A 21,768-nucleotide genomic window follows, 5' to 3' on the forward strand; every position below is an offset into this window, starting at 1 on the left:
CGAACCAGGCGTTCGGTGTTCGCCCACCCTCAACCTTGGCGCTGGGATTGGGCTCGGCAAAGCTGGTAAGCGGCACGACACATCGATTTTCGATGCCAAGCCAGCGCGACCAATGGCGGGAGGCGGTGTTGCGGACATTGGTCGTGCCGCCGTCCGGCTCCATCTTCAGCAGTTCCTGAAAAGCGGCATCGTCTACGTCCCGACCCTTGGCCCGAAACTTGTCCGCCCGCTTCTTTGTCGCCTCGAACAGAGCTTGGCTGGAGCTGGGAAGCCCCCAGCGAACGCGCGCAAGCTCGCGGACCCCATCCGGCGCGTTGCGGACGATCGGTCCCATCTGGTCGGGGTAGAGATCGAGTGAAGGCTGGATGTTGCCGGCGATGTCGCGGAACGTCTTCGACAGCTGCCGGATAGCCTCCTGTGTGGTCGTGACATTGTACAGATTACACAAACGCCTCTCCCTTCACGCCCGGAATGGTTCGCCCTCGTCGCGGTGCTCGAAACAGAACCAGTGCGGCGCCTCTTTGGCGCGGGCGAAACCGAAGCTGCCCCACTTCGCGCAGCCGTCGTGCTCGCAATAGTGCTCATACAAGCCGGCCGGCGTCGAGTGGGGGAGGGCGTTGGGTTCGTCGCTCATAGGTCGGGCTCGTCGTCTTCGGGTGTCAGCAGTTCCAGCGTCCCCTCCGGTTCCGAGCCATCAACCGAGCAGGCGAGCAGCGCGGCCTTGGTCGCGGCCAGCCAGACGTCGGCAGCGGCAGAATCCTCATCGCTGAGCGCATGCTCCTCGCCCTCTTCGGGAAAGCCGGCATCATCCCACGCCTCCAGGGCGGAGAAACCTTCGGCTGCCGTGAGCGGGTGCATGTCCGCAGCTTTGAAGACTTCAACAGCCGCCGCCATGCCGGCGGCAAGCTGTTCCTCTGTTGCTCCTTTCACATCAAGTAGCAGTTTCATCCTCGCCTCCTATGATGCCATCCGCGGGAGAAGCCGTGTGAGACGGCGGCCCGCGTCAGCAACAGTTCTGTTTTGGTCTCATCCAGCTCCATCGCCAGAGCCATGGCGGCCGCCCATAGATCGCCCCTGGCAGCCGCAATCGCGGCATCAAGGCGCTCTTCGGGCAACAGGTTGTCATCCGCTGCCGGTGAGGCACGGTGGCTGTGCAAAGCTGGTCTTGTCATGTGCTAATCATGCACTCGTCAGATTGACTCCGCAAGACGTTTGTTCTTATTCCGTTCTCATGCCGGAGCAGTACCCATATCGTCGCTATCCCGTCCAGATGCTCTCCAAAGCGGATGAGATCGGGCAGGTGGCCCACATTAGTTGCGGGCTCTGCAATCTGCGCAGAAACTACCTGGCAGGCGATCTGTTGAAGCTGCTCGGGAACGTCTCAATCTTCGATGTGGAGCGGCACATGCGCTGCACGCAGTGTGGCCGCAAGGATTACATGACGGTCAAGTTCGACCTGCCGCCACCGGGCGACCGGGTGAAAATGAAGTTCCGGCGCCTGGTCGAGATCAAGATGGTGCGGAAATTTATCTGGCAGGACGATTGATCAGCACGCCTTCGTCTTCGGCCGCTTTGGCGAAGGCTCGACGCGCGACGATTGACTTCTTCTGGCCTTCCAGAACGGCCATGCAGGCCTTGCGCGCTGCGAGGTGGCTCTTGCAGCCCGAGCTGGGCCAACGGAATAACAGGCACTCCGCAGCCTCCCTTGCTGACGAGACCATCCGGACCTTGCCCGGCCCCTCGATCATCACCGAGACCGGATCATCGAACCATCCATCGTCCATACTCGAACACTCGCACTCAACAAAACTGCGATTCAATGCGCGAGCGTCGGGGAGGTTGCCAACGCATAGGCAGATATGATTTCACGCCAAGCCGACGCAAGCTTCAAGAGATGGAGCGCTGCGTCGGCGAGCCTTTCCTTGCGGGACGTCAATTTCGTCTCTTTTTCCTTCTGCCATTCTCAGCAAGCACAAACCATTCAGGGGCAATGCCGCTTGTCCATGACACCTCCGCCTCTTGGTCGTGCTGCTCTTCAAAGGGCTCTTCCTCAAGGTCTGGATCACCGTCAAACCCATCCAAGATGGTGAGAAGCCTCTCAATCTCAGCTTCAATTGCTGCTCGCTTGAGGTTCATTGATATTCTCGCCAGCAGATTTCAATGCTGCCATCGAGCGCAATAATCGCTCTTCCGATTGCCCCATAATTGTAGTTGCCGTTAATCCAGCCGGCCCCTTTGAAATATCTTTTTGACTTGGCCAAGATATCTAGGTCCCCCATCGTGTACCCAAGCGCGAAACATCTATCGCGTATCTGGTCGATGATTTTCGAACCCGTTGGGGCATAGGGCCGCCTACTGATGGCGATACCATGGTATTTTCTGGCGGCGCTAATCTGCTCAAGCGAGCGAGTAGGAAACGCCTGCTGAAGTTCTTCGCGAGAAGAACCTTTGGCCGAAAGTCGCCGCAATCTTGAGAGCTCGCCGGCGGTGAACATCTCTCGCTTTGGTCTCAGGCCGAGACGCTGGCACCTAAATCGAAGTGCCCAGTAAGTGCGATTAGGCAATTGCTTTCGAAGAAGTGAGTAATCATGTCCAAACTGACGACAGATTTGGTCTTCTTCCGCGGTCCAAACTCGTGCTCCGTTTGGCGCCAAGCCGCGATAGCGTATGGTCCGCCGACCGCGTTCAGCGGACATCGCATGTGAGTTGATTTCGCTCAGATACATCCTGTTCTCCTCAGGTGCTTGAGCCCTCCGCCAATAGACGAAACCAACGATCGGGAAACTTAACAACAAGCTTACGGGCCGATCCCCGCTACCCCCGCTCTTCAGAATAAAAGGTGTGGACTCTTGTTGATAAACCCATGAGCTGTTGACGTAACCTATTCATCTCCGGAGAGACTATGCTGCCAGTGCGCGTGCGGTGAGTGAATTTTTGACTGTAGCCCGAACAGCGTATCAGTCACCGCGACGGCCGCGTCGTTGCTCCAGCAGCGCGGGCAACCATCCGGCCTCGGCCCTCAACAAAGCCTGCCTCTGCTGGATCGCTCTCATCAGCATGGCCACTAGCACCGCCATCGCCAGTTCGTGCGCCTCGTCGATTATTGGGCCTGCAAGGAACTCGTTCAGGTCGAGACGCCGGGGCTTGTCCGGCGCCGCCTTGTCGGTGAGTTGAATGTAGATGCCAGGGGCAGTGGGGAAATCGTCATCGAAAACTAGTTCCCAGGTGCGCTTGGCGTCGGTGGTGAGCAGTGCGGTGAGATCGTTCATCGGGCAACTATGGCGCATGCTCCGCGCACCGGCTACTGGGGTTTTTCCTAGTTCACAACGCCTTGTTGCGCCGGCTGCGGCGTGAATGGATGTGGAAGAAAAACTGCATAGGAAAATATTCGATCAAGGGATTCAGAAAGTTATGAAAATCTAAGCCCCATTTTGTCCACACCATCCGAACCTCGCGTCTAATGGACCCGTCGATAAGGCGAGCCGCCACCTGCGGCAATAATCTAAGGCGGCGTGATGGAAGGACTGAACAATGGCAACGATGATGACTGAAATTTACGATCCCGAAAATCTGGAAAAACCGGTCGGGGTCTTCGGCGATGCAACATACCAACTCGACAGCCTCGACGGCGTCGCATCTGTAGATCTCAGCGGCTTTGATCTGGTCGAAGTGAAACGTTGGAGCGGAAACTCCGACATTTGCCCGGCTCTATACCATCGGGCTGTATCTATGCCCACTCACGGACTTGCGTGGCAGGACGCCACTGGATCGTGGTTCCAACGTGTCGACAGCGTTATCGATGCTAGATCGACGGGAGTGCAGGTCAGTGCCGCTTACACAATCACACTCGGGAATAACAACCGCTTGGCCATTCAGCGCGCTATCGACTATTGCGAGGCCCGGCTTGGTGGCCAGGTTGTTCTGCCAGCGGGTGTAATTCTGGTTTCTTCGTCAAGCAGCATCTGTATCCGAATGAAGTCCCATGTCTGGCTCAGGGGAGTGGGGAAGGACGCGACCATTATAAAGGTTGGGCCTGAGCAGTCCGAGACCGCTCATGTAGTCAACCACTTCGACACCAGGAATTCCAAGATCAGTGATCTTTGTATCGATGGAAACCGTTCGGGTCAAAATCCAGGAATCGGCGGTCACGGGCTTCGAGTTGGAGGGAGTAGTACCAAGATTGGTTGCGATGGTTTGACCGTCCGAGATGTGGAAATTAGAGACTGCTCCTATGGACTAGGGTTTCAAGATGGCGCGATCATGAACGTGCTAATTGACAATTGTTGGATCCATGAGACTTACAGAGATGCAGTAGACATCAAGGATTACCCGTCAACTGTAAACAGCGTCTTCTACCCTAGTCAAAATATTATCATTCGGGATTGTCTAATAGAGCGCTGGGGACTTAGCAGCGCTCTCGACGATCAGAATGGTATCCACACTCGCTCGCAGAAGACGCAGATTTTTGGCAACACGTTCAAGCCAAACGGAGGAGGCTGTGCTATCTATCTTTCTGCTGTTAGTTCGCAAGGACCGACAGGCGCGAAAGACTCCATAGTCCGAGACAACGTCATCTATCTCCCCGATCCTGCGGTGGACGGCGTGAATATGTCGGGCATTAAGTGCTATGCGGACAAATGCAACATTGATGGGAATGTTATTTATTCTGGTCAACGTGGCATTCGCATATCGGGTGACTACTGCACCGTCAGCAACAACAAAATCTTCGATTCGACATCCTCGGGTCTGTTCGCGTCTTCGGATGGTGCTTCTCCCTCGGCTGGCCCTAGAGAGCTTACGGCTGTCGGAAATGTCCTGATCGGGCGGGGCCGGGCTGGACCTCCTGCGGTACCCTTCGCTGGTTCTGGCATCTATCTCTCCTCCGATAGCGGCGCACGCTTTTATGGCGGTTTTATCGAAGGGTGGGGCAATGGCCTCGATGTTGTCGCTGGTACGCTCAATGGGCTCGCCAACAGTGTCAATTTCGGAGCTAACACGAATGCGGCCTCTGGTATTACCGGTGCCGTGCGAATGATCGACTGCAACGGCTACAAGTCAGTTGGATCGTTTCAGTCGTCCACGGTCAGCGTAGACGCTGTCGGATCTCAGACGGTTGTCATGTCTCATGATCTTGCGAGCACGCCCAGCCTTATACGGAGCGATGCTTACGTTTGGGGCAGCGAGACTACATTCCAGGCTGTTGTGCGCCTCATCTCGGTCAACTCGACCACGGCAACCGTGCTGCTGACTGTACTTTCATCCGGCCCAAGTGGAACGGTTGCCCGAGTGGGCGTGACGCTTAGGACGTCGACCTCATAAGGACAGAGCAAAGAAGCTGAGATATGTAACCAAGGAATCGGCCCACGTTTTTCGTGGGCCGAGAGTTCTCCGATGCCGTATTGAACATGCTGTGGCCGGTGCAGTTCTTCGAAGAGATGTGCCGCCTCATGGTGAGTAGATTTCCTAGATTGACCAGAAGCCTTTTTATGCAAGGGCGTTTGGGTGCTGGTGGCTGCCCTCCTTTAGTAACGCCGTATCAGTCACTGCGACGGAGGCGCCGATGCTCCAGCAGCGCAGGCAACGCGTTGGATAGCTGATCCTTGCGAACGAAGCGCAAGTTTCGGCAGAAAGCAGGCGCATTGATCATCGGCAGCCCTTGGCTTTGATGCTCGATTCAATGGCGTTGACCTTGCCCTTTGATACGGCAACCTGGCCTTCTTTGTCGCCGCCGAGCGTGCTGGACATCGGCACGCCGACCAAGAATACACCGACCGCATCGCCTGTGGCAGCTTCGTGCTGTTGTTTGGACAGGCTGGTGAGCGCGTTGCGCTCCTTTATCAGTTCCTGAGCCAGGCCTGCGCAGTCCAGATTGCCATAAGCGGCCATCGGAATGTCTACCGGCACGATTGCATCCGGTCGTTTGGCGCATGCGTTAAGGGCCAGCGCAGCGGCCAGCATCGCAAGATACGGTTTCATGAATTCCCCCCAAGTCCAACCTAGAATTGCGCACTACGGGGAACAACGCAAGGCCGTTGAACTATCCTAACAGCTAGACCGTCTTCACTCGCCATTCCGTTCAGTCACGCAGGCCACGAAGCACCCAAGGCGAACGCCTGGAATTCCCGGAAAGCCGAATAAGCTGCAATCATCATTGTGGTGTTCGGAGGTTGCATTCAGATCGATCTGCGAAACTTCGTCGGCGTCCTGATCCCTTCGAAGTAATTCCGCTTGCCGTCTTCTGGCAGATCGGTGAACGAGGCGTCGAGCTTCAACCTGTCCCAGACGACCCGGCCGTCGATGCGTTTAGGTTTCGGCATCCTCCCATCACGAATCAGTTCATCGAACTTCGATGTCCCCCCCCGATGTACCGCGCCGCGTCTTCCCGGCAAAGCCCGCGCGGCGGATAGGAGAAGCTGTCGCGGACAGGGGACATGTCTGATCTCGATTAAGCAGAAAGGGATACGCTGCCGTCGCTTCTGCGACATCCGTCCCCGTGGCGTGTTTGAGGTCACTTTCTTAGCTGCCGCTCGTCTTCGACTACCTGTTCAGACAGGCGGCTTGGGGAATTTCATTTTAGAGTTTTCAGCCTCGGCGGCAGTGTGGCGATGCGGGACGGGAGCGCGTTGATCTTCGGGGACGGCTTACGTGGACGTTTGTCGAGTGCAGAAAAGACCGCAGTGCCGAGTGCTGTAGTGCGATAACCGATAGCGCCCGTATATGTATTGGCGGTGCCTTTTTCGGCCAAACCCAGTTCCGCGAGCCTATCGACCATTGGCTCTCGGATGCCGGGCATGCCGCTTAGTTTCTCGAAACTGCCGATCGATGCCTTGAACAATATTCTTAGGGCCTTCACTTCGTGCGGCTCTAAGCTCTGGGCAATTATAGCGGCCTGTCGCGTCAAGCGTTCCTTTTCCTGGTCAGCCATGGCTGTTCCTTTAGAAGCCGTTCTTCACAGCGAACCGTGCAGTAAACCCCACGTGCGCGCAAGCGACTTCCCCGGGAGGGGAATGCTTGACGGTTCGATCAAATAAGGTGATGTTGTCCGTGGGCTTAGCAACCCGGACCGCGATAGGCAGACCGTTCGATTGGCGTCGAAAGGCTTGCTGAGGCGCTAGGAGCCTTGGCGGGCTTCGATGCGCATAGGATACGCCTTGGCGGGCGTTCCAACCTGGCTAATATGGCCGGGGGCGAACGCTATGTCCAGAGGGGTAACCCTTAAAATCGTTCGGCCTGTCTCGCGGCAGGTTGCTAACCCCCGGCTGCTGGTCTGCCACCAGCATTGGCGCGGGCGTCCGTAGCAAGACGACGCGCCACCGACCGTAGCAAGTCGGTTTCGAACCGCGAGACTGAAAATGAACATCCATAATCCCGAGGGCATGCAAGTGCCCGATTTCATACCGACCTTCGATAGCGAAGGCGGCTTCATCTTCATCACCATCAAGGAAAGCCACCGGCTGGCGCTCGAAACTACTATCGAGCGGCTTATCAACATGCTTGACGACATGGACCCCGACCCGGACCTGGAGCCGTATCTGGCCGGTTCCTACGGCGACGACCGCGAGGAGGTCTGCGAAGATGAAGGCGCGCAGGACGACCGGGAAGAGGTCAACGAGGACGGCGGCGACATCCAAGACGAAGGCCACGACGAGGAGCCCGACAGGGAGCCGTTCCTAGGCTGGGATGAACAGTGCAGCCAAGGCCGGGGCAACGATGACCCCAACGTGCAGATATTGGAAGGCCGCGCCGACAGCGCCGAAGACGACAATTCGGCGCTGATCTTCACCGGGGAGGGCTATAAAGCCTACAAGAAGGAACTCGTGCGGATCAAGCTCACCAAGCGCGACATGCTCGGAGACCCGCGCGCCGAACGCCTGCATATCATGCCGGACGGCAAGCAGTTCCGCACCATCGTCTATGCCGATCTAATCCCCGAGCTAGATCACCGGGCGCACTATCTGGCCGCCCACGGCCTGATGCCCGGTGGGAGGGCTGGCCGATGAGCACGATTGACCGACATAGGTTCGACGCCTTCCTCCATGCCGTGCTGGAGCCGCTTCCTGATGCGGTGATGCTGGACACGGCGCACAATAGTGAGTTGAGGCGAGCCACCTACAATAAATTCATCTGTATGCGGAGGCGGGTTGATTACTACGAGAGCCTAAGGGCTGCATTCGATTGTACGGTTGCTTGGGACTGGTATCCCGAAGAGGCCCAGCAGTTCGAGCCTCTTCTGGTGCATTTCCCAAGGCGGTCCATCTTGGAGAAGCATTATCACGCAGCGCTTTACGACTGCCTCATGACGCTCGTAGGCGACAAAGTTTGCATCGAGTGGAAGAAGCGCAGGGTTGGGCAGATCGGATACCCCGACAAGAAGGCGGATGTCGAAGCTGCGATTGCGAGAGACGAGGCCTTTTGCCTGGCGCATCCGGTCAGGGCGAAAGGCCGGACACCAAAGGGCGGCGAGCCGTCATGATCCGACATCTTCCCGAGTGCCTTCAACCATCTGCGTTCGATGGCACAAAGCTTCTGCAGGATGTCCAAGAGACCGCCGAAAAACTCGCTCGTCTCATGACGCAAGCGCACGGCGGCAAGTGGCGACTCCTAGTCGATCATGACGCCCATCTTATCATGGTCGTAAGACGAGCGGGCGAATGACCTATCTCAACATGTTCCCGACCTTGAGTCCTGCGCTCGGGCTTCTGGTTCACCGCCTCATAGCGGGCTGACACGATCAACCCCGGCTGCAATCGTGGCCGGGGTATTCCGAACCGATATTTGATGGATATTTGACAAGTTCAGGAAGGATGCAGCTAAGTGCTTGAAAAACCTGGTACGCCCAAGGGGAATCGAACCCCTGTTACCGCCGTGAAAGGGCGGTGTCCTAACCGCTAGACGATGGGCGCGCTCAGGTGAGGCGGGTTATAGTAAGCTTCTTTGACTCGGGCAACCCGTCTTTTGCTGCCTGTGGAAACTTTTTTCGCTTTATCTTTTGCGACGGCAGCGCCAGTTCCAGTCGCGTTCAGGCCCGACGTCGATATGAACCGAATTCGTGTGGCAATAGGTGCCCACGCCGCCACGGCCAGGCATGGCGCGGAAGTAATTCGCCAGTTCCAGCTTGCTAACACCGGGGATCTGAACATCCGCGGCTGCGCAATACATGTGAAGCGAGTTCTTGGCGCCGCGGGCTCGACGATTCCGATCCGGATTGCGATAGCCGGACGTGATAACGACCTTCTTGCCATAGCGTTGTTCTGCTGCCTTCAGAACCCTGACCAGCGACGGCTTGAGGCAGGCCACGTCGACGCTTTCGGTCTGCTTGATGAGCCCATTGGGCGCGAGCCGGGCAAATCCGGCGGCGGATGCGACCTGGAAGGAGCCGTCGTCTTCATCTTCGTGCAGATCGACATCGCTGTCGTCATCGAGGCCGGAACGGCGCTTGATCTCGAACAAAGCCGACTGCCGTACGCCGGGCAAGGTATCCATCGCGCCGGATCCGGGCGATGACAGCGAAGCCATGGCAAGCGCCTTGCCTTTGTCGGTTCTCGTCGAAGCGAGCGTCACGACCGGCTTGGCCTCTTCGGCCTCTGCTGTCACAGGCTTTGGCGTATTTTTCAGGATTTGTTCAGGTTTCGCGGCTGCTTCGGCCACGATAGGATTCGGTTTTTCAGGTGCTTTCGCTGACGCAGGCGTTGAGCGGAAGAGGGAGGCGAAGAAGCCTTTTTTCTTCGGCGGCTCTTGTAAGGTGCCGTTCGTCAGAATCTGCCCTGAGCCTTGCTGCTGTGGCACGGAATCCGCCGTGGCTGCAGCGGCTGTCGCTGTCTGCTTCTCAGGCTTTGCTTCAGCGGTCGTTTCGGTAGTTTGCACTGGTGTTGTGCTTTGCGTTTCGGCTTGTTGCACGGGCGCCGGCTCTTCCGGCTTCTGTTCTTCCGCCGTGACCGCTTCCGCAGCCTTTTCGCCCGGCTGCGTTGCGGGGTTGGTGGCGGGCACATAAGCCATCTGGTCGGGCAGGGCGGTGTCGCCTTCCTTGCTCATCGCCAGCTGATAGCCCTGGGCGGGAATGGCGCTGCCTGCAAGCGTCGCGGAACTTGAAGCACCGGCTTCCACAGTCGGTGCAACCGCGGCATTGAAACCCGGCATGCCAGCCTGAAGGTCGGGATCGGTGGTGGACGTACAGGATGCCAGGAGCACACTCATGAGAGCCGCGGCTATCGCGCGTCGCTCTCCCTTGCCGAGTAGCAATTCGTGTGCCTGCAAAACCATCCCCTTCTCGGCGTCCCAGCCGGTACGTATCCGGCTCCCTTGCGGCGTCGAGACCACCGCTGAATCACGCTCTCTCCGGAGCTCAATTCCGATCCAGTAAGCAAAACCCTTCAGGAACAAGGGAACTAAGAAATGAGAGTGCTTAAGATCGAGGCACCCATTTCGCCCGCTTTTTAGGCGTCGTCAACTCACCGCACATTACAGCGCGTTACACTCTAACCTTGACGTAGGTGCCGGGCGCATCGCCAAGCGTTGCTTCTTTCGCGCCGGGGCTGCGCGCGTCGACGCGGCTGTTATCTTTGGCTTCTATCCAGCTTTGCCAATGGGGCCACCAGGAGCCCGTGGTTTCATCAGCTTTTGCGACCCACTGCTCGAAATCTCCGATCGGTTTGCCGTCGGTCCAGAATTGATACTTCTTGGAGGCCGGCGGGTTCACGACACCAGCTATGTGACCCGACCCCGACATCACGAACTCGACGTCGCCGCCAAAGTACTGGCACCCATAAAAGACCGACTTTGCCGGTGCGATGTGATCTTCCCGCGCCGAAAGATTGTAGACCGGTATCGTCACATCCGACAGCGACACGGTTTTCCCGGCCAGTTCCATCCGTCCCGCGGACAGGTTGTTCTCAAGATAGCAATTGCGCAGATAGAAGGAGTGGTTCGCGGCCGCCATGCGCGTGGAATCGGCATTCCAGTAGAGCAGGTCGAACGGCAGCGGGTCCTTGCCGCGCATGTAGTTGTTAACGACATAAGGCCAGATCAGGTCGCCGGAGCGCAGCATGTTGAAGGCGGTCGCCATCTTGGTGCCGTCGAGATAACCCTTCTGCTTCATCGCTGCTTCGAGCGCGCTGACCTGGTCGGCATCGACGAAAATCTTAAGGTCGCCCGCATAGGAGAAATCGACCTGAGTGGTGAAGAAGGTTGCCGAGCGGATGCGGTTGTCGCCCTCCTGCGCCATCAGGGCCAGAGCCGCGGCAAGTAGCGTGCCGCCGACACAATAGCCAATCGCATTGACCTCGTTTTCGCCCGTCGTTCTCTCGATGGTGTCGAGGCCATATTGCAAGCCTTCGCGTATATACGCTTCCCAATCCTTGCCGCCGTGGCGGCTGTCCGGATTGACCCATGAAATGACGAACACAGTATGTCCCTGTTCTACGGCCCAGCGGATGAAGGACTTCTGCGGGTTAAGATCGAGGATGTAGAATTTGTTGATCCACGGCGGGCAGATCAGCAACGGCCGTTTTAGCACCGTCTCAGTCGTGGGATCGTACTGGATGATTTCGGCGACATCGCTGCGCCCGACCACCTTGCCTGGCGACAGAGCGATGTTCCGGCCGATCTCGAAGGGCGAGTAGTCGGCCTGCCGCAGCTTGAGATCGCCCTTTCCGGCGACGATGTCCTCGGCCAGCATTTTCATGCCGCGCACCAGGTTCTCGCCGTTAGACGAGACCGTTTCACGAAACAGCTCGGGATTGGTCAAAAGGAAATTTGACGGCGAGATCGCGTTGGAAAGCTGCTTCATATAGAAGCCGGCCTTGTGCTTGGTGCTTTCGTCGAGATCGGCGTGCTCGACGAGATCGTTCGCCCAGCGACTGGTTACCAGATAGGCCTGCTTGACGAAGTCGAAGAAGGCGTTGCGGCCCCATTCAGGATCCTGAAAGCGCTTGTCGCCCTTTTCCGGCTTGGCGACGTCCTCTATCGGCTCCGCCGAGTTCACGCGCTGGATGGCATTGCTCCAGACATCCATATAGCCTGAAAACAGCCGGGTCTGCGCCTCCAGAGCGCGCGAGGGCTCTGAGAGCCAATATTCTGTAAGCTTCGAAAAAGTCCGGACCATGTCGGTCACCGGTTCGGAAACGCTGTCGCGCACCTCGCCCTTTTCACGCGGTTCTGCCCAAGCTGCGGCCGCTTTGCCGGCCTGTTCCATCATGCGCGCCATGTTCAGCGCAAAGCGCTCGGGATCCTTGACGAGATATTGCTCGATAGGAGAGGCGGAATCGTCGGAGGGTTTGCTCGAATCAGAATTCTTAGTCATGTTTCGCGCAGAGCCTCCCAGGCGGCCTTTTCTTGACATATTATCGTGGGACGTCCTACCGGTCCAATGCGGTCTACAGTGACCGTCAAGGAATTATTATGACATACCGAACCGCTTTACCCGCACTTTCTGCAATTCGCGTCGCCTCGAGTGCATTATTGCTTGTTGCCGCTCTCGCGCTTACGGGATGCGGGTCCACGCAGATGCAGGATGGCGTCACCGCGCAGAACGCGCTGGACGGTCCTGTCGATACCGGCACCTATCCGAATATGAACATTCCCCCGCGTTCCGCCGCGGCACCGTTCACCGAAGCGGAAAAAACGGCCAAGTTCGCTGAACTCAGGTCCCGCCAGGAGTCGCAGGCGTCGCAGCAGGTCAAGCCGGAAGCAAGCGAGGCCCAGCTGAAGGCGCTGGCCAAGAACCACGCCAAGAACACGCTGAACGTCATCGAGGGCCGGTGCAAGGCTATCGACCCGGCATGTGAATAAGTATATATCGCGCCAGCAAAGCGCCGCCCAATTCCAATGCCTTTCGACTGCGTGGAACCGACCATGGAAGAATTTCATAAAGTCCGACGTCTTCCGCCCTATGTCTTCGAGCAGGTGAACCGGCTCAAGGCCTCTGCCCGGTCGCGGGGCGCCGATATCATCGACCTCGGCATGGGCAACCCGGATCTGCCGACGCCCAAGGCCATCGTCGACAAACTGTGTGAAGTGGTTCGCGACCCGCGCACGCATCGTTATTCGTCGTCGCGTGGCATTCCAGGGCTGCGTCGCGCCCAGGCGAACTATTATGCACGTCGCTTCGGCGTGAAGCTCAACCCGGACACCCAGGTCGTGGCGACACTTGGTTCCAAGGAGGGTTTCGCCAACATGGCGCAGGCGATAACCGCGCCCGGCGATGTGATTCTGTGCCCGAACCCGACTTATCCGATCCATGCTTTCGGCTTCATCATGTCGGGAGGCGTCATCCGCTCTTTGCAAGTCGAGCCGAACGACCAGTTCATTCCAGCGCTTGAACGCGGCTTTCGCCACTCGATCCCCAAGCCGCTGGCGCTGATCCTGAACTATCCATCGAACCCGACCGCTCTGGTCGCATCGCTCGATTTCTACAAGGACGTCGTCGCCTTCGCCAAGAAGAACGACCTCATCATCTTGTCGGATCTTGCCTATTCGGAAATTTATTTCGACGGCAATCCGCCGCCTTCCGTCCTGGAAGTGCCTGGCGCCATCGACGTCACCGTCGAATTCACCTCGATGTCCAAGACCTTCTCCATGCCCGGTTGGCGCATGGGCTTCGCGGTCGGCAACGAAAGGCTTATTTCGGCGCTCACACGCGTCAAATCCTATCTCGACTATGGCGCGTTCACACCCATCCAGGTCGCTGCGACTGCGGCGCTCAATGGCGACGGCTCGGACATCGCCGAGGTTCGCGAGGTTTATCATAAGCGCCGTGACATCATGGTCGATTCCTTCGGTCGCGCCGGATGGGATATCCCACCGCCCGCCGCATCGATGTTTGCTTGGGCGCCGATTCCAGAGGCTTTCCGCCATCTTGGTTCGCTGGAATTCTCCAAATTGCTGATCGAGCATGCGGACGTCGCCGTCGCACCGGGCATCGGTTTCGGCGAGCACGGCGACGATTTCATTCGCCTCGCCTTCGTAGAGAACGAACACCGCATCCGGCAGGCCGCGCGCAACATCAAGCGGTTCCTGCAGACTGCATCGGTGCAGCCCAACAATGTCGTGCCGCTGAAGGTGACCCGCTAGGTAGCGCCGCAGCACGATTTCCGAATACTGAAAACAGAGGGGACGGCACCCATATGGCCGAAGCATTGCGTGTTGGAATCGCCGGTCTCGGCACTGTGGGCGCATCCGTTGCGCGCGTTCTTAAGAGCAAATCGGAGGAACTCACCCGCCAATGCGGCCGCGAGATCGTCATCACAGCAGTCTCCGCGCGCGATCGCAGCCGTGATCGAGGCGTCGATGTTTCGGGCGTCGAGTGGTTCGACGATCCGGTCGCCCTTGCCCAGAACGCCGACATCGACATTTTCGTCGAACTGATAGGCGGAGACGAGGGTGCAGCGCGTGCGTGCGTGCGTGCAGCATTGGAAGCCGGCCGCCATGTCGTCACCGCCAATAAGGCGCTGCTTGCCAAGCACGGCTTGGCGCTTGCCGAAATCGCCGAGAAGAAAGGCGTGCTGCTGAACTATGAAGCGGCCGTGGCGGGTGGCATTCCCGTCATCAAGACGCTGCGGGAATCGCTCGCCGGCAACACTGTTACGCGCGTCTTCGGCATCCTCAACGGCACCTGCAACTACATCCTGACCCGCATGGAAGCAGAGGGTATTTCCTTCGAAGAATGCCTCAAGGATGCGCAGCGGCTCGGCTATGCCGAAGCGGATCCAACCTTCGACATCGAGGGTCACGACACCGCTCACAAGCTTGCGATCCTGACCAGCCTGGCATTCGGCACGAAAATCGCCGCCGGCGACATCTATATGGAAGGCATCAGCAACATTTCGCAGGCGGATATCCGCGCCGCCGAGGAACTGGGCTACCGGATCAAGCTGCTCGGCGTCGCCCAGCGCACCGATAGCGGCATCGAACAGCGTGTTCATCCGACCATGGTTCCGACTGCCTCGGTCATTGCGCAGGTCCATGGCGTGACCAATGCTGTGGCCATCGAGACCGATATTCTCGGCGAGTTGCTGTTGTCGGGTCCCGGGGCGGGCGGCAATGCAACGGCCTCCGCTGTTGTCGGCGACATCGCCGACATTGCCAAGAGCCGCCCTGGCTTCCAGCACGGTCCGGTCTTCGGGCGGCCGGCCAAGGAATTGCGCCCTTACAAGAAGGCACAGATACGGTCTCACGCCGGCGGATATTTCATCCGTCTGACCGTCCATGACCGTATAGGCGCCTTCGCAGCCATTGCGCGGCGCATGGCGGATAACGACATTTCGCTGGAATCCATCGTCCAACGCGCAGACGCCTCCAATGATGCCAGCCAGAAGACGGTCATCCTCGTGACACATGAGACGACGGAGTCCGCTGTGCGCAAGGCCGTCGACGGCGTCACCAAGGATGGGCACTTGGTCGACAAGCCCCAGGTGATCCGGATCGAGCGCGCGGAATAGCATCGCGCCTCGGCTGCGCCTTTTAATCGATTGGATTTGCTTCGCTTTTCGATAAACCGGGCAACGGCACTTGCCGTCGTCATTCGGGTTTGACAAAAGGATGCTAACCCCTTCGGGTAGAGCGCAATCCCTTCTTTCAGGATCCACCAACATGCCGAAAAGCGTACTTGCCGGTCTCGACCGGATACTCACCATGGAGTTGGCCCGCGTAACCGAACGCGCCGCTGTTGCTGCTGCGCGTCTGCGTGGGCGCGGCGACGAAAAGGCGGCCGATCAGGTCGCGGTCGATGCCATGCGGCAGGAACTGAATCGTCTGGCCATTCGCGGTACCGTGGTGATCGGCGAGGGCGAACGCGACGAAGCGCCGATGCTCTATATCGGCGAGAAGGTCGGCACTGGTGAAGGTCCCGCGGTCGATATCGCGCTCGATCCGCTCGAAGGCACCACCATCTGCGCCAAGAACCTGCCGAACTCGCTTGCCGTCATCGCGATTGCCGAGAAGGGCAGCCTTCTTTATGCGCCGGATGTTTACATGGACAAGATTGCCGTCGGTCCGGGCTATCCGGAAGGCATCATCAATCTGGATCTGTCGCCGGCTGAGAACATAGCCGCCGTGGCCAAGGCCAAGGGCGTTCCGGTCAACGAAATCACCGCCTGCATTCTTGATCGTCCTCGCCACGAAGCCTTGATCGATGCGGTGCGTGAGACGGGTGCCGCCATCCGCCTGATCGGCGACGGCGACGTGGCCGGCGTCATCCACACCACCGATCCCGACGAGACGGGAATCGACATCTATCTCGGCACCGGCGGCGCGCCCGAAGGCGTTTTGGCTGCGGCGGCATTGCGCTGCACGGGTGGCCAGATGCAGGGCCGTCTACTGCTCGATTCGCAGGAAAAGATCGACCGCGCGGCGACCATGGGCATCTCCGATCCCAACAAGATCTACACCGTGAACGAGATGGCCAAGGGCGACGTGCTGTTTGCAGCGACCGGTGTGACCGACGGCAACATGCTTGCGGGCGTCAAGTTCTCCAAGGATTCGATCCGGACCCACACGCTGGTGTTGCGCTCCTATTCGCGCACCGTGCGCGAGATCATCGCCCGTCACCAGGACCTCGACAAATTCTGAGCATTCCACAGCCCTGCGCCGCTTGCCTGACCGAGGCGATTGGCGCAGGAGTTTCCCGATGACATCCGAACGCCGCATATTTCTGGGGGTCCGGCGTTCGGCCACTGGCCTGACGTGGGAGCACAGGCTCACGGAGCGCGACGACCGCGTTGCGCTTGCTATGGCCCAAGGGCATGGCGTTCCGGAAATCGTCGCTCGCGTTCTGGCCGGGCGCGGGGTGACGGCGGAAGAGACCGAGCGTTTTCTCGATCCCACCATACGCGATTTGTTGCCAAATCCGTCCAGCCTGACGGACATGGACAAGGCGGCGGAGCGGCTGGCTACAGCGATCCAGCAGCGCGAGCGCGTCGCCATCTTTGGCGACTATGATGTCGACGGCGCCGCTTCATCCGCGTTGATGGCTCTGTTTCTTGATCATTTCGGCGTCCGCAGCGAAATCTATATCCCCGACCGTATATTCGAGGGTTATGGACCGAACCCGGAAGCCATGCGCGAATTGGTCGCGCGCGGCGCCTCGCTGATCGTCACCGTCGACTGCGGCACCAACAGCGCGCCGTCCATCACCGCTGCGCGCGAGGCCGGCGCGGATGTCGTGGTTCTCGATCACCATCAGGTCGGCGGTACGCTCCCTGAGGATGCCGTCGCCGTCGTCAATCCGAACCGGGAGGACGATCTTTCGGGGCAGGGGCATCTTTGCGCGGCGGGGGTGGTGTTCCTGACGCTGGTGCGTACGGCCAGCATACTGCGGCAGCGTATGCCCGATGCGCCGCGCCCCGATCTTCTGCGCTATCTCGATCTGGTCGCGCTCGCCACCGTCTGCGATGTCGTGAAACTGACAGCCGTCAACCGCGCTTTCGTCGTCAAAGGCCTGCAGGTCGTGCGACAACAGGCCAATCCCGGCATTGCGGCACTGGCCCGGGTGTCGCGCATCGGCGAGCCGATCAACACCTTCCATCTCGGCTTCCTGATCGGACCGCGCATCAATGCCGGTGGGCGCATCGGCGACGCCGCGCTGGGCAGCCGGCTGCTAGCCACAGACGATCCGGTTGAAGCGGGAAAGATTGCGGAGACGCTCGACCTGCTCAATCAGGAACGTCAGGCGATGGAGCAGGCGATGCTTGCGCAGGCGCGAGCCGAGGCAGATGTGGAGCTGGCCGGTGGGAAGGGGCCTGCGGTCATCGTTACCGCGAGCCAGGACTGGCATCCCGGTATTGTCGGGCTCATCGCCTCGCGGCTCAAGGATCATGCGCGCCGCCCAGCCTTCGCCATCTCCTTCAATGCCAGCGGCACCGGTTCCGGTTCCGGTCGCTCCATCCCCGGCTTCGATCTCGGCCGGCTGGTTCGCGAAGCCGTCGATATGGGTTTGCTCGTCAAGGGCGGAGGCCATGCCATGGCGGCCGGGATCACCGTCGAGCGGCAGAAACTCGGCGAATTCCGCGCATTCATTGAAGACCGCGCATCGGCCGACGTGTTCAAGTTGCGCGAAGAAGAGGTGCTGAAAATCGATGGGGCGCTGACGGCCGAAGGCGCGACATTGGCGCTGGTCGACTCGCTTGAAAAGGCCGGGCCGTTCGGTTCGGGGCATCCGTCGCCGGTGTTCGTGCTGCCGCGCCACCGCATCCTCGCCGCGCAGCCGGTGGGGACCGGTCATCTGCGGGTTGACCTGCGCTCGGAACTCGGCGGTCGTATCCAGGCCATGGCATTTCGTGTCGGGGATACCCCCCTCGGCGATTTTTTATCCCGAAGTTCTGGAAGGCTGGTGCATATCGCCGGCTCGCTGTCGGCTAACCACTGGAACGGAAACCGCAGCACCCAATTCAGGATTTCGGACGCTGCTGCCGTAGAGCTATGATATTAGCCGTCCATATGGGCCGAAGCGTTAACCAAGGGCGGATAACGCCCTTATTTGATCAGGGCCCCATGTGATGCACGTCCGCCCATCATCATCGGCATCGCCATTTCGCGGTTCAATATTCCGGAGATTCTGGCGAAGCTGACGAACCCTTGTCGGGCGGCTTCGACCTCGATGCTGCCATCCATCGCACCTTGGCAACAGTTTACCGCGCAGCGATAGACCGGTCCTCTACGGCCCTGCGGCCACCGCCGCAAAAATTCGATGGCCTGTGTCACCGAGCTGATTTCCTCGGATTCCTCATCGATTGTCACAAAAACCGGCGACGCAAAGTCGAAACGTTCCATGCTGCTTCCTCCCGTCAGGTAGGGGCTGCTCATCTCCCAGGCGGACCGTCCGAACTACGGACCTGCTTTTTTATGAAGGGAAGCCGTACCAAAAAACACTTCGGCATGATGGCATCGCCTATCAATGCATCAAACGAACGTTGGTTCCACGCAAAGAATAATATTGTGTCCTCCGGTTCAGTCCGATGGCACGGCTGCAAAGAGCGCTTCAAACTTCTTTTTGGCGTTACCGACCTGCTTCACCGCCATGGCGCTGGCCAGATTGGTCGGCTTGCCGACGACAATGAGAGCAACCATCCCCATTCCATAGTGCGGGCTGCATTTGACGCCGTAAACGCCTTCAACATCGAGTTGTACGGTGATCTGTTCGTTCAGCTTCCCTTTGAAGGGTGCCGCCCCGTCCGGTATCATGCCCTTGATGCTCTCGGCGTCATGCAGCCGATCGGTTGGGAGGAAGGTGACGGTATCGCCGGGTTGCGCCTGAATGAAGTCGGGCTGAAACACCATCGCGCCTTTCTCGCCCTTGTTCAGCATCTGGATCTGGTGGTCGGCGGCAAATGCCTGGCCTGCAAGCGACAGGATAGCGGCAGCGGCGATCAATATTCGTTTCATGGGAGCCTCACTTCAGTTGAGGCTTCCCTATATCGTTGTCGCATCTCGGCGGATTTGATCCAGCGCAAGCCGAAGCTTAACTCGATACGGCTCACCGGTTCATGGCGAGTTGCCGAAATATTTCTGCTTGATGATGGCGAGCGTGCCGTCTTCCTGCATCTCGAGCACCTGCAACGTGACTGGCGTGGTCAGATCGCTGTCATAGGGGAAGGCAAAGCCATATTTGTCGGGGTGGAAGATGCTTCCGACAACGGCCATCTTCTGCTCGGGATTGCTATGGTCGTAGTGCTCGAGGATCGGCGCATCGGCGACAATGGCATCGATATGGCCTGCCTTGAGGGCTGGTACCGCGTCCGTCAGGTCGTCATAGGAAATCGAACTGATGCCGAGGTCGCCGATGAAGCGTTCCGCGACACTGCCGGTGAACACACCGACGGTCTTGCCGGGCAGGTCCGCCAGCGAATTGATGTTCTGGGTCAGCGATATGGCTGTCATGACGCTGGTGACGGACGAGGTGACATAGGCGAGGGTGGCGACGCCGCAGATCATCCAGAAAGCGGCTATGAGCCGTCCGTGCCAGCCGAAGAGATTTTTGCGCGTCGTTTTTCCGGAGGTGACCAGCGAGACGACGTGGAACAGGCTTTCCGCGATACCCTCTCGCCATCTCTGTGGAAAGTCCCGGTCAAATCGCCGGTCGAAGAGGGTCAGCGCCAGCGTCGCTAAAAGCACGATGACCAAAAGCGAGGCGTAGCCCCGCAAGTGACCGGCATCCCGCAGCCCGTTGAACAGATCGGAAAACCCGCTGCCAGCGTTGTTTACGACCATGATGCGCAGCCCGGCATCGTACCACGGCTGAGTGTAGGAAATGGTCTCGGCCCGCTCGCGCGTGATGGTCAGATTGGTGACCGCGATGTCGATCTGAGAACTGCGCGTGGCATCCAATAGGCCGCTGATCGTGGGATAGGGCACGTAGCGATAGGCGAGCCCGGTATGGGCTGCGACACTTTCCCAAACATCGATGGCCATGCCGGAAAAGGTGCGATCCTTGCCCGCCATGACAAAAGGCGGGCTGACGTAGACACCGACATTGACGACGCGTCCGCTCTGTTGCGTTGGCGACTGTTCCGCCGGCGCCTGCTGCGCGACAGCGCCCACAGTGCCAAAGCACCAGATCGCGAGTGCCCAAACCAGAACGAGCCAGGAACGTCGCATTTCCGCAGGTTTCCGGCAGAGGCTGGAACTGGTCAAGCGCAAGGGGGCGGGCAAACTGGTGGTCTCCATCGACGATCAATGTCCAAAAGTGGCATAATGCGCATAACAAGTGTAAAGGGACGTCTTCACTGCTGCCCCAACTTTTGACGGATCGCAATAAGCCTTTGTATTCGAAGCAGAAAATTTTCGCCGTCGCGCCCATGATCGATTGGACCGATCGGCATTGTCGGTTTTTTCACCGGCAGTTGACAGCGCGCGCGTTGCTCTACACCGAAATGGTGGTGGCCGATGCGATCCTCCATGGGCCGCGCGACCGGCTGCTTGGCTTCGACGCCTGCGAGCATCCCGTAGCGCTGCAGCTTGGCGGTTCCGATCCGGAAAAGCTTGCCAAGGCGGCTCGCATCGGTGCGGAATACGGCTACAACGAGATCAATCTCAACGTCGGATGCCCCTCCGACCGCGTGCAGTCCGGCACGTTCGGTGCCTGCCTCATGCGCACGCCCGACGTGGTGGGTGCTTGCGTCGCTGCGCTGAAGGCCTCCGTGACGATCCCGGTCACGGTGAAATGCCGCATCGGCGTCGACGATCAGGATCCTGAAACAGCGCTCGATGCCGTGGCGGAAACCGTATTCGCGGCGGGCGCGGATGCCTTGTGGGTGCATGCGAGAAAAGCCTGGCTGCAAGGCCTGAGCCCGAAGGAAAACCGCGAAATTCCGCCGTTGGATTATGATAGGGTACATCGGCTGAAAATGGCGTGCCCCAATAAATTCATAGGGATAAATGGTGGATTTCACACCCTTGATGAGGTGAAGTTGCAGCTATCGGTCATGGATGGGGTGATGATGGGCCGCGCCGCATACCAGACCCCTGCTATACTTGCTGGGGTGGACGCGCTGCTTGCCGATCAAACGCCGCAGGATCTCGATTTTCCCGGATTGATCGACAGCATGGCCGAGTATGCCGATCGTCACGTCGCGTCTGGCGGGCGCCTTGGACATGTGACGCGACACATGGTCGGCTTGTTTCAGGGGCGCCCCGGTGCGCGCCGATACCGCCAGATCTTGTCGATGGAAGCGAACCGCCCCGGCGCCGGATCGGAGGTTCTGCGCGAGGCTTTTGCCGCGGTCGACCTCAGCGTTGCCCAAGAGGCTGCCTGATCTGCCCGCTCGGCGGATGCCGTCG

Annotated in this window: 23 protein-coding genes, 1 tRNA gene and 2 pseudogenes; 10 read left to right on the top strand and 16 right to left on the bottom strand. The window is 59.0% G+C overall.

Annotated features, from left to right (window positions below):
* The 3 genes and pseudogenes from ICI42_RS15815 to ICI42_RS15825 all read right to left on the bottom strand — a co-directional run.
* A pseudogene (locus ICI42_RS15815) lies at positions 1–448 on the bottom strand (SOS response-associated peptidase); the annotation flags it as partial.
* A gap of 12 nt (positions 449–460) precedes the next feature.
* Complete coding sequence (locus ICI42_RS15820; protein WP_188165575.1) at positions 461–634, bottom strand: hypothetical protein; 174 nt, start codon at positions 632–634, stop codon at positions 461–463.
* The gene (locus ICI42_RS15825) at positions 631–948 is read right to left on the bottom strand and encodes a hypothetical protein (RefSeq protein WP_188165576.1); all 318 of its coding nucleotides are present in this window, start codon (positions 946–948) and stop codon (positions 631–633) included. The genes ICI42_RS15820 and ICI42_RS15825 overlap by 4 nt, the downstream gene beginning before the upstream one ends.
* 283 nt (positions 949–1,231) lie before the next feature.
* On the opposite strand from ICI42_RS15825, the gene ICI42_RS15830 reads away from it, so the two are divergent.
* Positions 1,232–1,546 carry a hypothetical protein gene (locus ICI42_RS15830; protein ID WP_188165577.1) on the top strand — a complete coding sequence of 105 codons (315 nt, stop codon included), beginning with the start codon at positions 1,232–1,234 and terminating at the stop codon, positions 1,544–1,546.
* On the opposite strand, the gene ICI42_RS15835 is transcribed toward ICI42_RS15830, so the two are convergent.
* The 4 genes from ICI42_RS15835 to ICI42_RS15850 all read right to left on the bottom strand — a co-directional run bounded on the left by ICI42_RS15835 (position 1,527) and on the right by ICI42_RS15850 (position 3,269).
* Positions 1,527–1,784 (bottom strand): DUF982 domain-containing protein, encoded by a 258-nt coding sequence (locus ICI42_RS15835; protein ID WP_188165578.1) that lies wholly within the window; start codon positions 1,782–1,784, stop codon positions 1,527–1,529. The two genes, ICI42_RS15830 and ICI42_RS15835, sit on opposite strands and share 20 nt — an antisense overlap.
* 148 nt (positions 1,785–1,932) lie before the next feature.
* Positions 1,933–2,136: a hypothetical protein gene (locus ICI42_RS15840; RefSeq protein WP_188165579.1), complete on the bottom strand. Its 204-nt coding sequence runs from the start codon at positions 2,134–2,136 to the stop codon at positions 1,933–1,935.
* Positions 2,133–2,726: an SANT/Myb-like DNA-binding domain-containing protein gene (locus ICI42_RS15845; RefSeq protein ID WP_188165934.1), complete on the bottom strand. Its 594-nt coding sequence runs from the start codon at positions 2,724–2,726 to the stop codon at positions 2,133–2,135. Before ICI42_RS15845 ends, ICI42_RS15840 begins: the two co-directional genes overlap by 4 nt.
* A gap of 231 nt (positions 2,727–2,957) precedes the next feature.
* Positions 2,958–3,269 carry a hypothetical protein gene (locus ICI42_RS15850; protein ID WP_188165580.1) on the bottom strand — a complete coding sequence of 104 codons (312 nt, stop codon included), beginning with the start codon at positions 3,267–3,269 and terminating at the stop codon, positions 2,958–2,960.
* A 262-nt stretch (positions 3,270–3,531) separates the two neighbouring features.
* On the opposite strand from ICI42_RS15850, the gene ICI42_RS15855 reads away from it, so the two are divergent.
* Positions 3,532–5,319 (top strand): right-handed parallel beta-helix repeat-containing protein, encoded by a 1,788-nt coding sequence (locus ICI42_RS15855; protein ID WP_188165581.1) that lies wholly within the window; start codon positions 3,532–3,534, stop codon positions 5,317–5,319.
* 324 nt (positions 5,320–5,643) lie between these two features.
* On the opposite strand, the gene ICI42_RS15860 is transcribed toward ICI42_RS15855, so the two are convergent.
* The 3 genes and pseudogenes from ICI42_RS15860 to ICI42_RS15870 form a co-directional block, all read right to left on the bottom strand.
* Complete coding sequence (locus ICI42_RS15860) at positions 5,644–5,976, bottom strand: hypothetical protein (RefSeq protein WP_188165582.1); 333 nt, start codon at positions 5,974–5,976, stop codon at positions 5,644–5,646.
* 197 nt (positions 5,977–6,173) lie between these two features.
* A pseudogene (locus ICI42_RS15865) lies at positions 6,174–6,433 on the bottom strand (helix-turn-helix transcriptional regulator).
* 135 nt (positions 6,434–6,568) lie between these two features.
* A complete protein-coding gene (locus tag ICI42_RS15870; protein ID WP_188165583.1) occupies positions 6,569–6,925 on the bottom strand; it encodes a hypothetical protein in 357 nt (118 codons plus the stop codon).
* A 427-nt stretch (positions 6,926–7,352) separates the two neighbouring features.
* Here ICI42_RS15870 and ICI42_RS15875 point away from each other — a divergent pair, with 427 nt between their 5' ends.
* Positions 7,353–8,000 (top strand): hypothetical protein, encoded by a 648-nt coding sequence (locus tag ICI42_RS15875; protein ID WP_188165584.1) that lies wholly within the window; start codon positions 7,353–7,355, stop codon positions 7,998–8,000.
* Complete coding sequence (locus ICI42_RS15880) at positions 7,997–8,473, top strand: hypothetical protein (RefSeq protein WP_188165585.1); 477 nt, start codon at positions 7,997–7,999, stop codon at positions 8,471–8,473. Before ICI42_RS15875 ends, ICI42_RS15880 begins: the two co-directional genes overlap by 4 nt.
* Before the next feature lie 355 nt (positions 8,474–8,828).
* Here ICI42_RS15880 and ICI42_RS15885 read toward each other — a convergent pair.
* The 3 genes from ICI42_RS15885 to phaC form a co-directional block, all read right to left on the bottom strand.
* Positions 8,829–8,903 (bottom strand) — tRNA-Glu (locus ICI42_RS15885).
* Positions 8,904–8,982: 79 nt separating this feature from the next.
* Entirely contained in the window at positions 8,983–10,260 is a 1,278-nt protein-coding gene (locus tag ICI42_RS15890; RefSeq protein ID WP_188165586.1) for a D-Ala-D-Ala carboxypeptidase family metallohydrolase, read from the bottom strand.
* 208 nt (positions 10,261–10,468) lie between these two features.
* Positions 10,469–12,298, bottom strand: coding sequence for a class I poly(R)-hydroxyalkanoic acid synthase (gene phaC, locus ICI42_RS15895; RefSeq protein ID WP_188165587.1), 1,830 nt, complete (start codon positions 12,296–12,298; stop codon positions 10,469–10,471).
* Between the two features lie 158 nt (positions 12,299–12,456).
* Here phaC and ICI42_RS15900 point away from each other — a divergent pair, with 158 nt between their 5' ends.
* The 5 genes from ICI42_RS15900 to recJ all read left to right on the top strand — a co-directional run bounded on the left by ICI42_RS15900 (position 12,457) and on the right by recJ (position 18,415).
* Positions 12,457–12,786 carry a hypothetical protein gene (locus tag ICI42_RS15900; RefSeq protein ID WP_230980404.1) on the top strand — a complete coding sequence of 110 codons (330 nt, stop codon included), beginning with the start codon at positions 12,457–12,459 and terminating at the stop codon, positions 12,784–12,786.
* Positions 12,787–12,849: 63 nt separating this feature from the next.
* The gene (locus ICI42_RS15905; protein ID WP_188165589.1) at positions 12,850–14,067 is read left to right on the top strand and encodes an LL-diaminopimelate aminotransferase; all 1,218 of its coding nucleotides are present in this window, start codon (positions 12,850–12,852) and stop codon (positions 14,065–14,067) included.
* A 53-nt stretch (positions 14,068–14,120) separates the two neighbouring features.
* Positions 14,121–15,434 carry a homoserine dehydrogenase gene (locus tag ICI42_RS15910; RefSeq protein ID WP_188165590.1) on the top strand — a complete coding sequence of 438 codons (1,314 nt, stop codon included), beginning with the start codon at positions 14,121–14,123 and terminating at the stop codon, positions 15,432–15,434.
* 151 nt (positions 15,435–15,585) lie between these two features.
* On the top strand, positions 15,586–16,563 hold the full coding sequence (gene glpX / locus ICI42_RS15915; protein ID WP_188165591.1) for a class II fructose-bisphosphatase: 978 nt from the start codon (positions 15,586–15,588) through the stop codon (positions 16,561–16,563).
* 58 nt (positions 16,564–16,621) lie between these two features.
* Complete coding sequence (recJ, locus tag ICI42_RS15920; RefSeq protein ID WP_188165592.1) at positions 16,622–18,415, top strand: single-stranded-DNA-specific exonuclease RecJ; 1,794 nt, start codon at positions 16,622–16,624, stop codon at positions 18,413–18,415.
* 50 nt (positions 18,416–18,465) lie between these two features.
* On the opposite strand, the gene ICI42_RS15925 is transcribed toward recJ, so the two are convergent.
* The 3 genes from ICI42_RS15925 to ICI42_RS15935 all read right to left on the bottom strand — a co-directional run bounded on the left by ICI42_RS15925 (position 18,466) and on the right by ICI42_RS15935 (position 20,586).
* A complete protein-coding gene (locus ICI42_RS15925) occupies positions 18,466–18,762 on the bottom strand; it encodes a DUF982 domain-containing protein (RefSeq protein ID WP_188165593.1) in 297 nt (98 codons plus the stop codon).
* A 177-nt stretch (positions 18,763–18,939) separates the two neighbouring features.
* Positions 18,940–19,374 carry a pseudoazurin gene (locus tag ICI42_RS15930; RefSeq protein ID WP_188165594.1) on the bottom strand — a complete coding sequence of 145 codons (435 nt, stop codon included), beginning with the start codon at positions 19,372–19,374 and terminating at the stop codon, positions 18,940–18,942.
* Positions 19,375–19,473: 99 nt separating this feature from the next.
* A complete protein-coding gene (locus ICI42_RS15935) occupies positions 19,474–20,586 on the bottom strand; it encodes a transporter substrate-binding domain-containing protein (protein ID WP_188165595.1) in 1,113 nt (370 codons plus the stop codon).
* A gap of 164 nt (positions 20,587–20,750) precedes the next feature.
* Between ICI42_RS15935 and dusA the strand changes: the two genes are divergently transcribed.
* Positions 20,751–21,743, top strand: coding sequence for a tRNA dihydrouridine(20/20a) synthase DusA (gene dusA / locus ICI42_RS15940; protein ID WP_269140782.1), 993 nt, complete (start codon positions 20,751–20,753; stop codon positions 21,741–21,743).
* Positions 21,744–21,768: the final 25 nt, after the last annotated feature.

The sequence above is a fragment of the Oryzicola mucosus genome, assembly GCF_014534685.1.
GTDB classification, from domain to species: domain Bacteria; phylum Pseudomonadota; class Alphaproteobacteria; order Rhizobiales; family Rhizobiaceae; genus Oryzicola; species Oryzicola mucosus.

Coding starts and splice junctions, on each gene's coding strand:
- ICI42_RS15870 (WP_188165583.1), bottom strand. CDS start 6,925: ATGGCTGACCAGGAAAAGGAACGCTTGACGCGACAGGCCGCTATAATT.
- ICI42_RS15835 (WP_188165578.1), bottom strand. CDS start 1,784: ATGGACGATGGATGGTTCGATGATCCGGTCTCGGTGATGATCGAGGGG.
- ICI42_RS15930 (WP_188165594.1), bottom strand. CDS start 19,374: ATGAAACGAATATTGATCGCCGCTGCCGCTATCCTGTCGCTTGCAGGC.
- ICI42_RS15875 (WP_188165584.1), top strand. CDS start 7,353: ATGAACATCCATAATCCCGAGGGCATGCAAGTGCCCGATTTCATACCG.
- ICI42_RS15840 (WP_188165579.1), bottom strand. CDS start 2,136: ATGAACCTCAAGCGAGCAGCAATTGAAGCTGAGATTGAGAGGCTTCTC.
- ICI42_RS15830 (WP_188165577.1), top strand. CDS start 1,232: ATGCCGGAGCAGTACCCATATCGTCGCTATCCCGTCCAGATGCTCTCC.
- ICI42_RS15935 (WP_188165595.1), bottom strand. CDS start 20,586: ATGCGACGTTCCTGGCTCGTTCTGGTTTGGGCACTCGCGATCTGGTGC.
- ICI42_RS15890 (WP_188165586.1), bottom strand. CDS start 10,260: ATGGTTTTGCAGGCACACGAATTGCTACTCGGCAAGGGAGAGCGACGC.
- ICI42_RS15860 (WP_188165582.1), bottom strand. CDS start 5,976: ATGAAACCGTATCTTGCGATGCTGGCCGCTGCGCTGGCCCTTAACGCA.
- phaC (WP_188165587.1), bottom strand. CDS start 12,298: ATGACTAAGAATTCTGATTCGAGCAAACCCTCCGACGATTCCGCCTCT.
- ICI42_RS15910 (WP_188165590.1), top strand. CDS start 14,121: ATGGCCGAAGCATTGCGTGTTGGAATCGCCGGTCTCGGCACTGTGGGC.
- ICI42_RS15880 (WP_188165585.1), top strand. CDS start 7,997: ATGAGCACGATTGACCGACATAGGTTCGACGCCTTCCTCCATGCCGTG.
- ICI42_RS15925 (WP_188165593.1), bottom strand. CDS start 18,762: ATGGAACGTTTCGACTTTGCGTCGCCGGTTTTTGTGACAATCGATGAG.
- ICI42_RS15905 (WP_188165589.1), top strand. CDS start 12,850: ATGGAAGAATTTCATAAAGTCCGACGTCTTCCGCCCTATGTCTTCGAG.
- glpX (WP_188165591.1), top strand. CDS start 15,586: ATGCCGAAAAGCGTACTTGCCGGTCTCGACCGGATACTCACCATGGAG.
- ICI42_RS15855 (WP_188165581.1), top strand. CDS start 3,532: ATGGCAACGATGATGACTGAAATTTACGATCCCGAAAATCTGGAAAAA.
- ICI42_RS15850 (WP_188165580.1), bottom strand. CDS start 3,269: ATGAACGATCTCACCGCACTGCTCACCACCGACGCCAAGCGCACCTGG.
- ICI42_RS15825 (WP_188165576.1), bottom strand. CDS start 948: ATGAAACTGCTACTTGATGTGAAAGGAGCAACAGAGGAACAGCTTGCC.
- ICI42_RS15820 (WP_188165575.1), bottom strand. CDS start 634: ATGAGCGACGAACCCAACGCCCTCCCCCACTCGACGCCGGCCGGCTTG.
- ICI42_RS15845 (WP_188165934.1), bottom strand. CDS start 2,726: ATGTATCTGAGCGAAATCAACTCACATGCGATGTCCGCTGAACGCGGT.
- recJ (WP_188165592.1), top strand. CDS start 16,622: ATGACATCCGAACGCCGCATATTTCTGGGGGTCCGGCGTTCGGCCACT.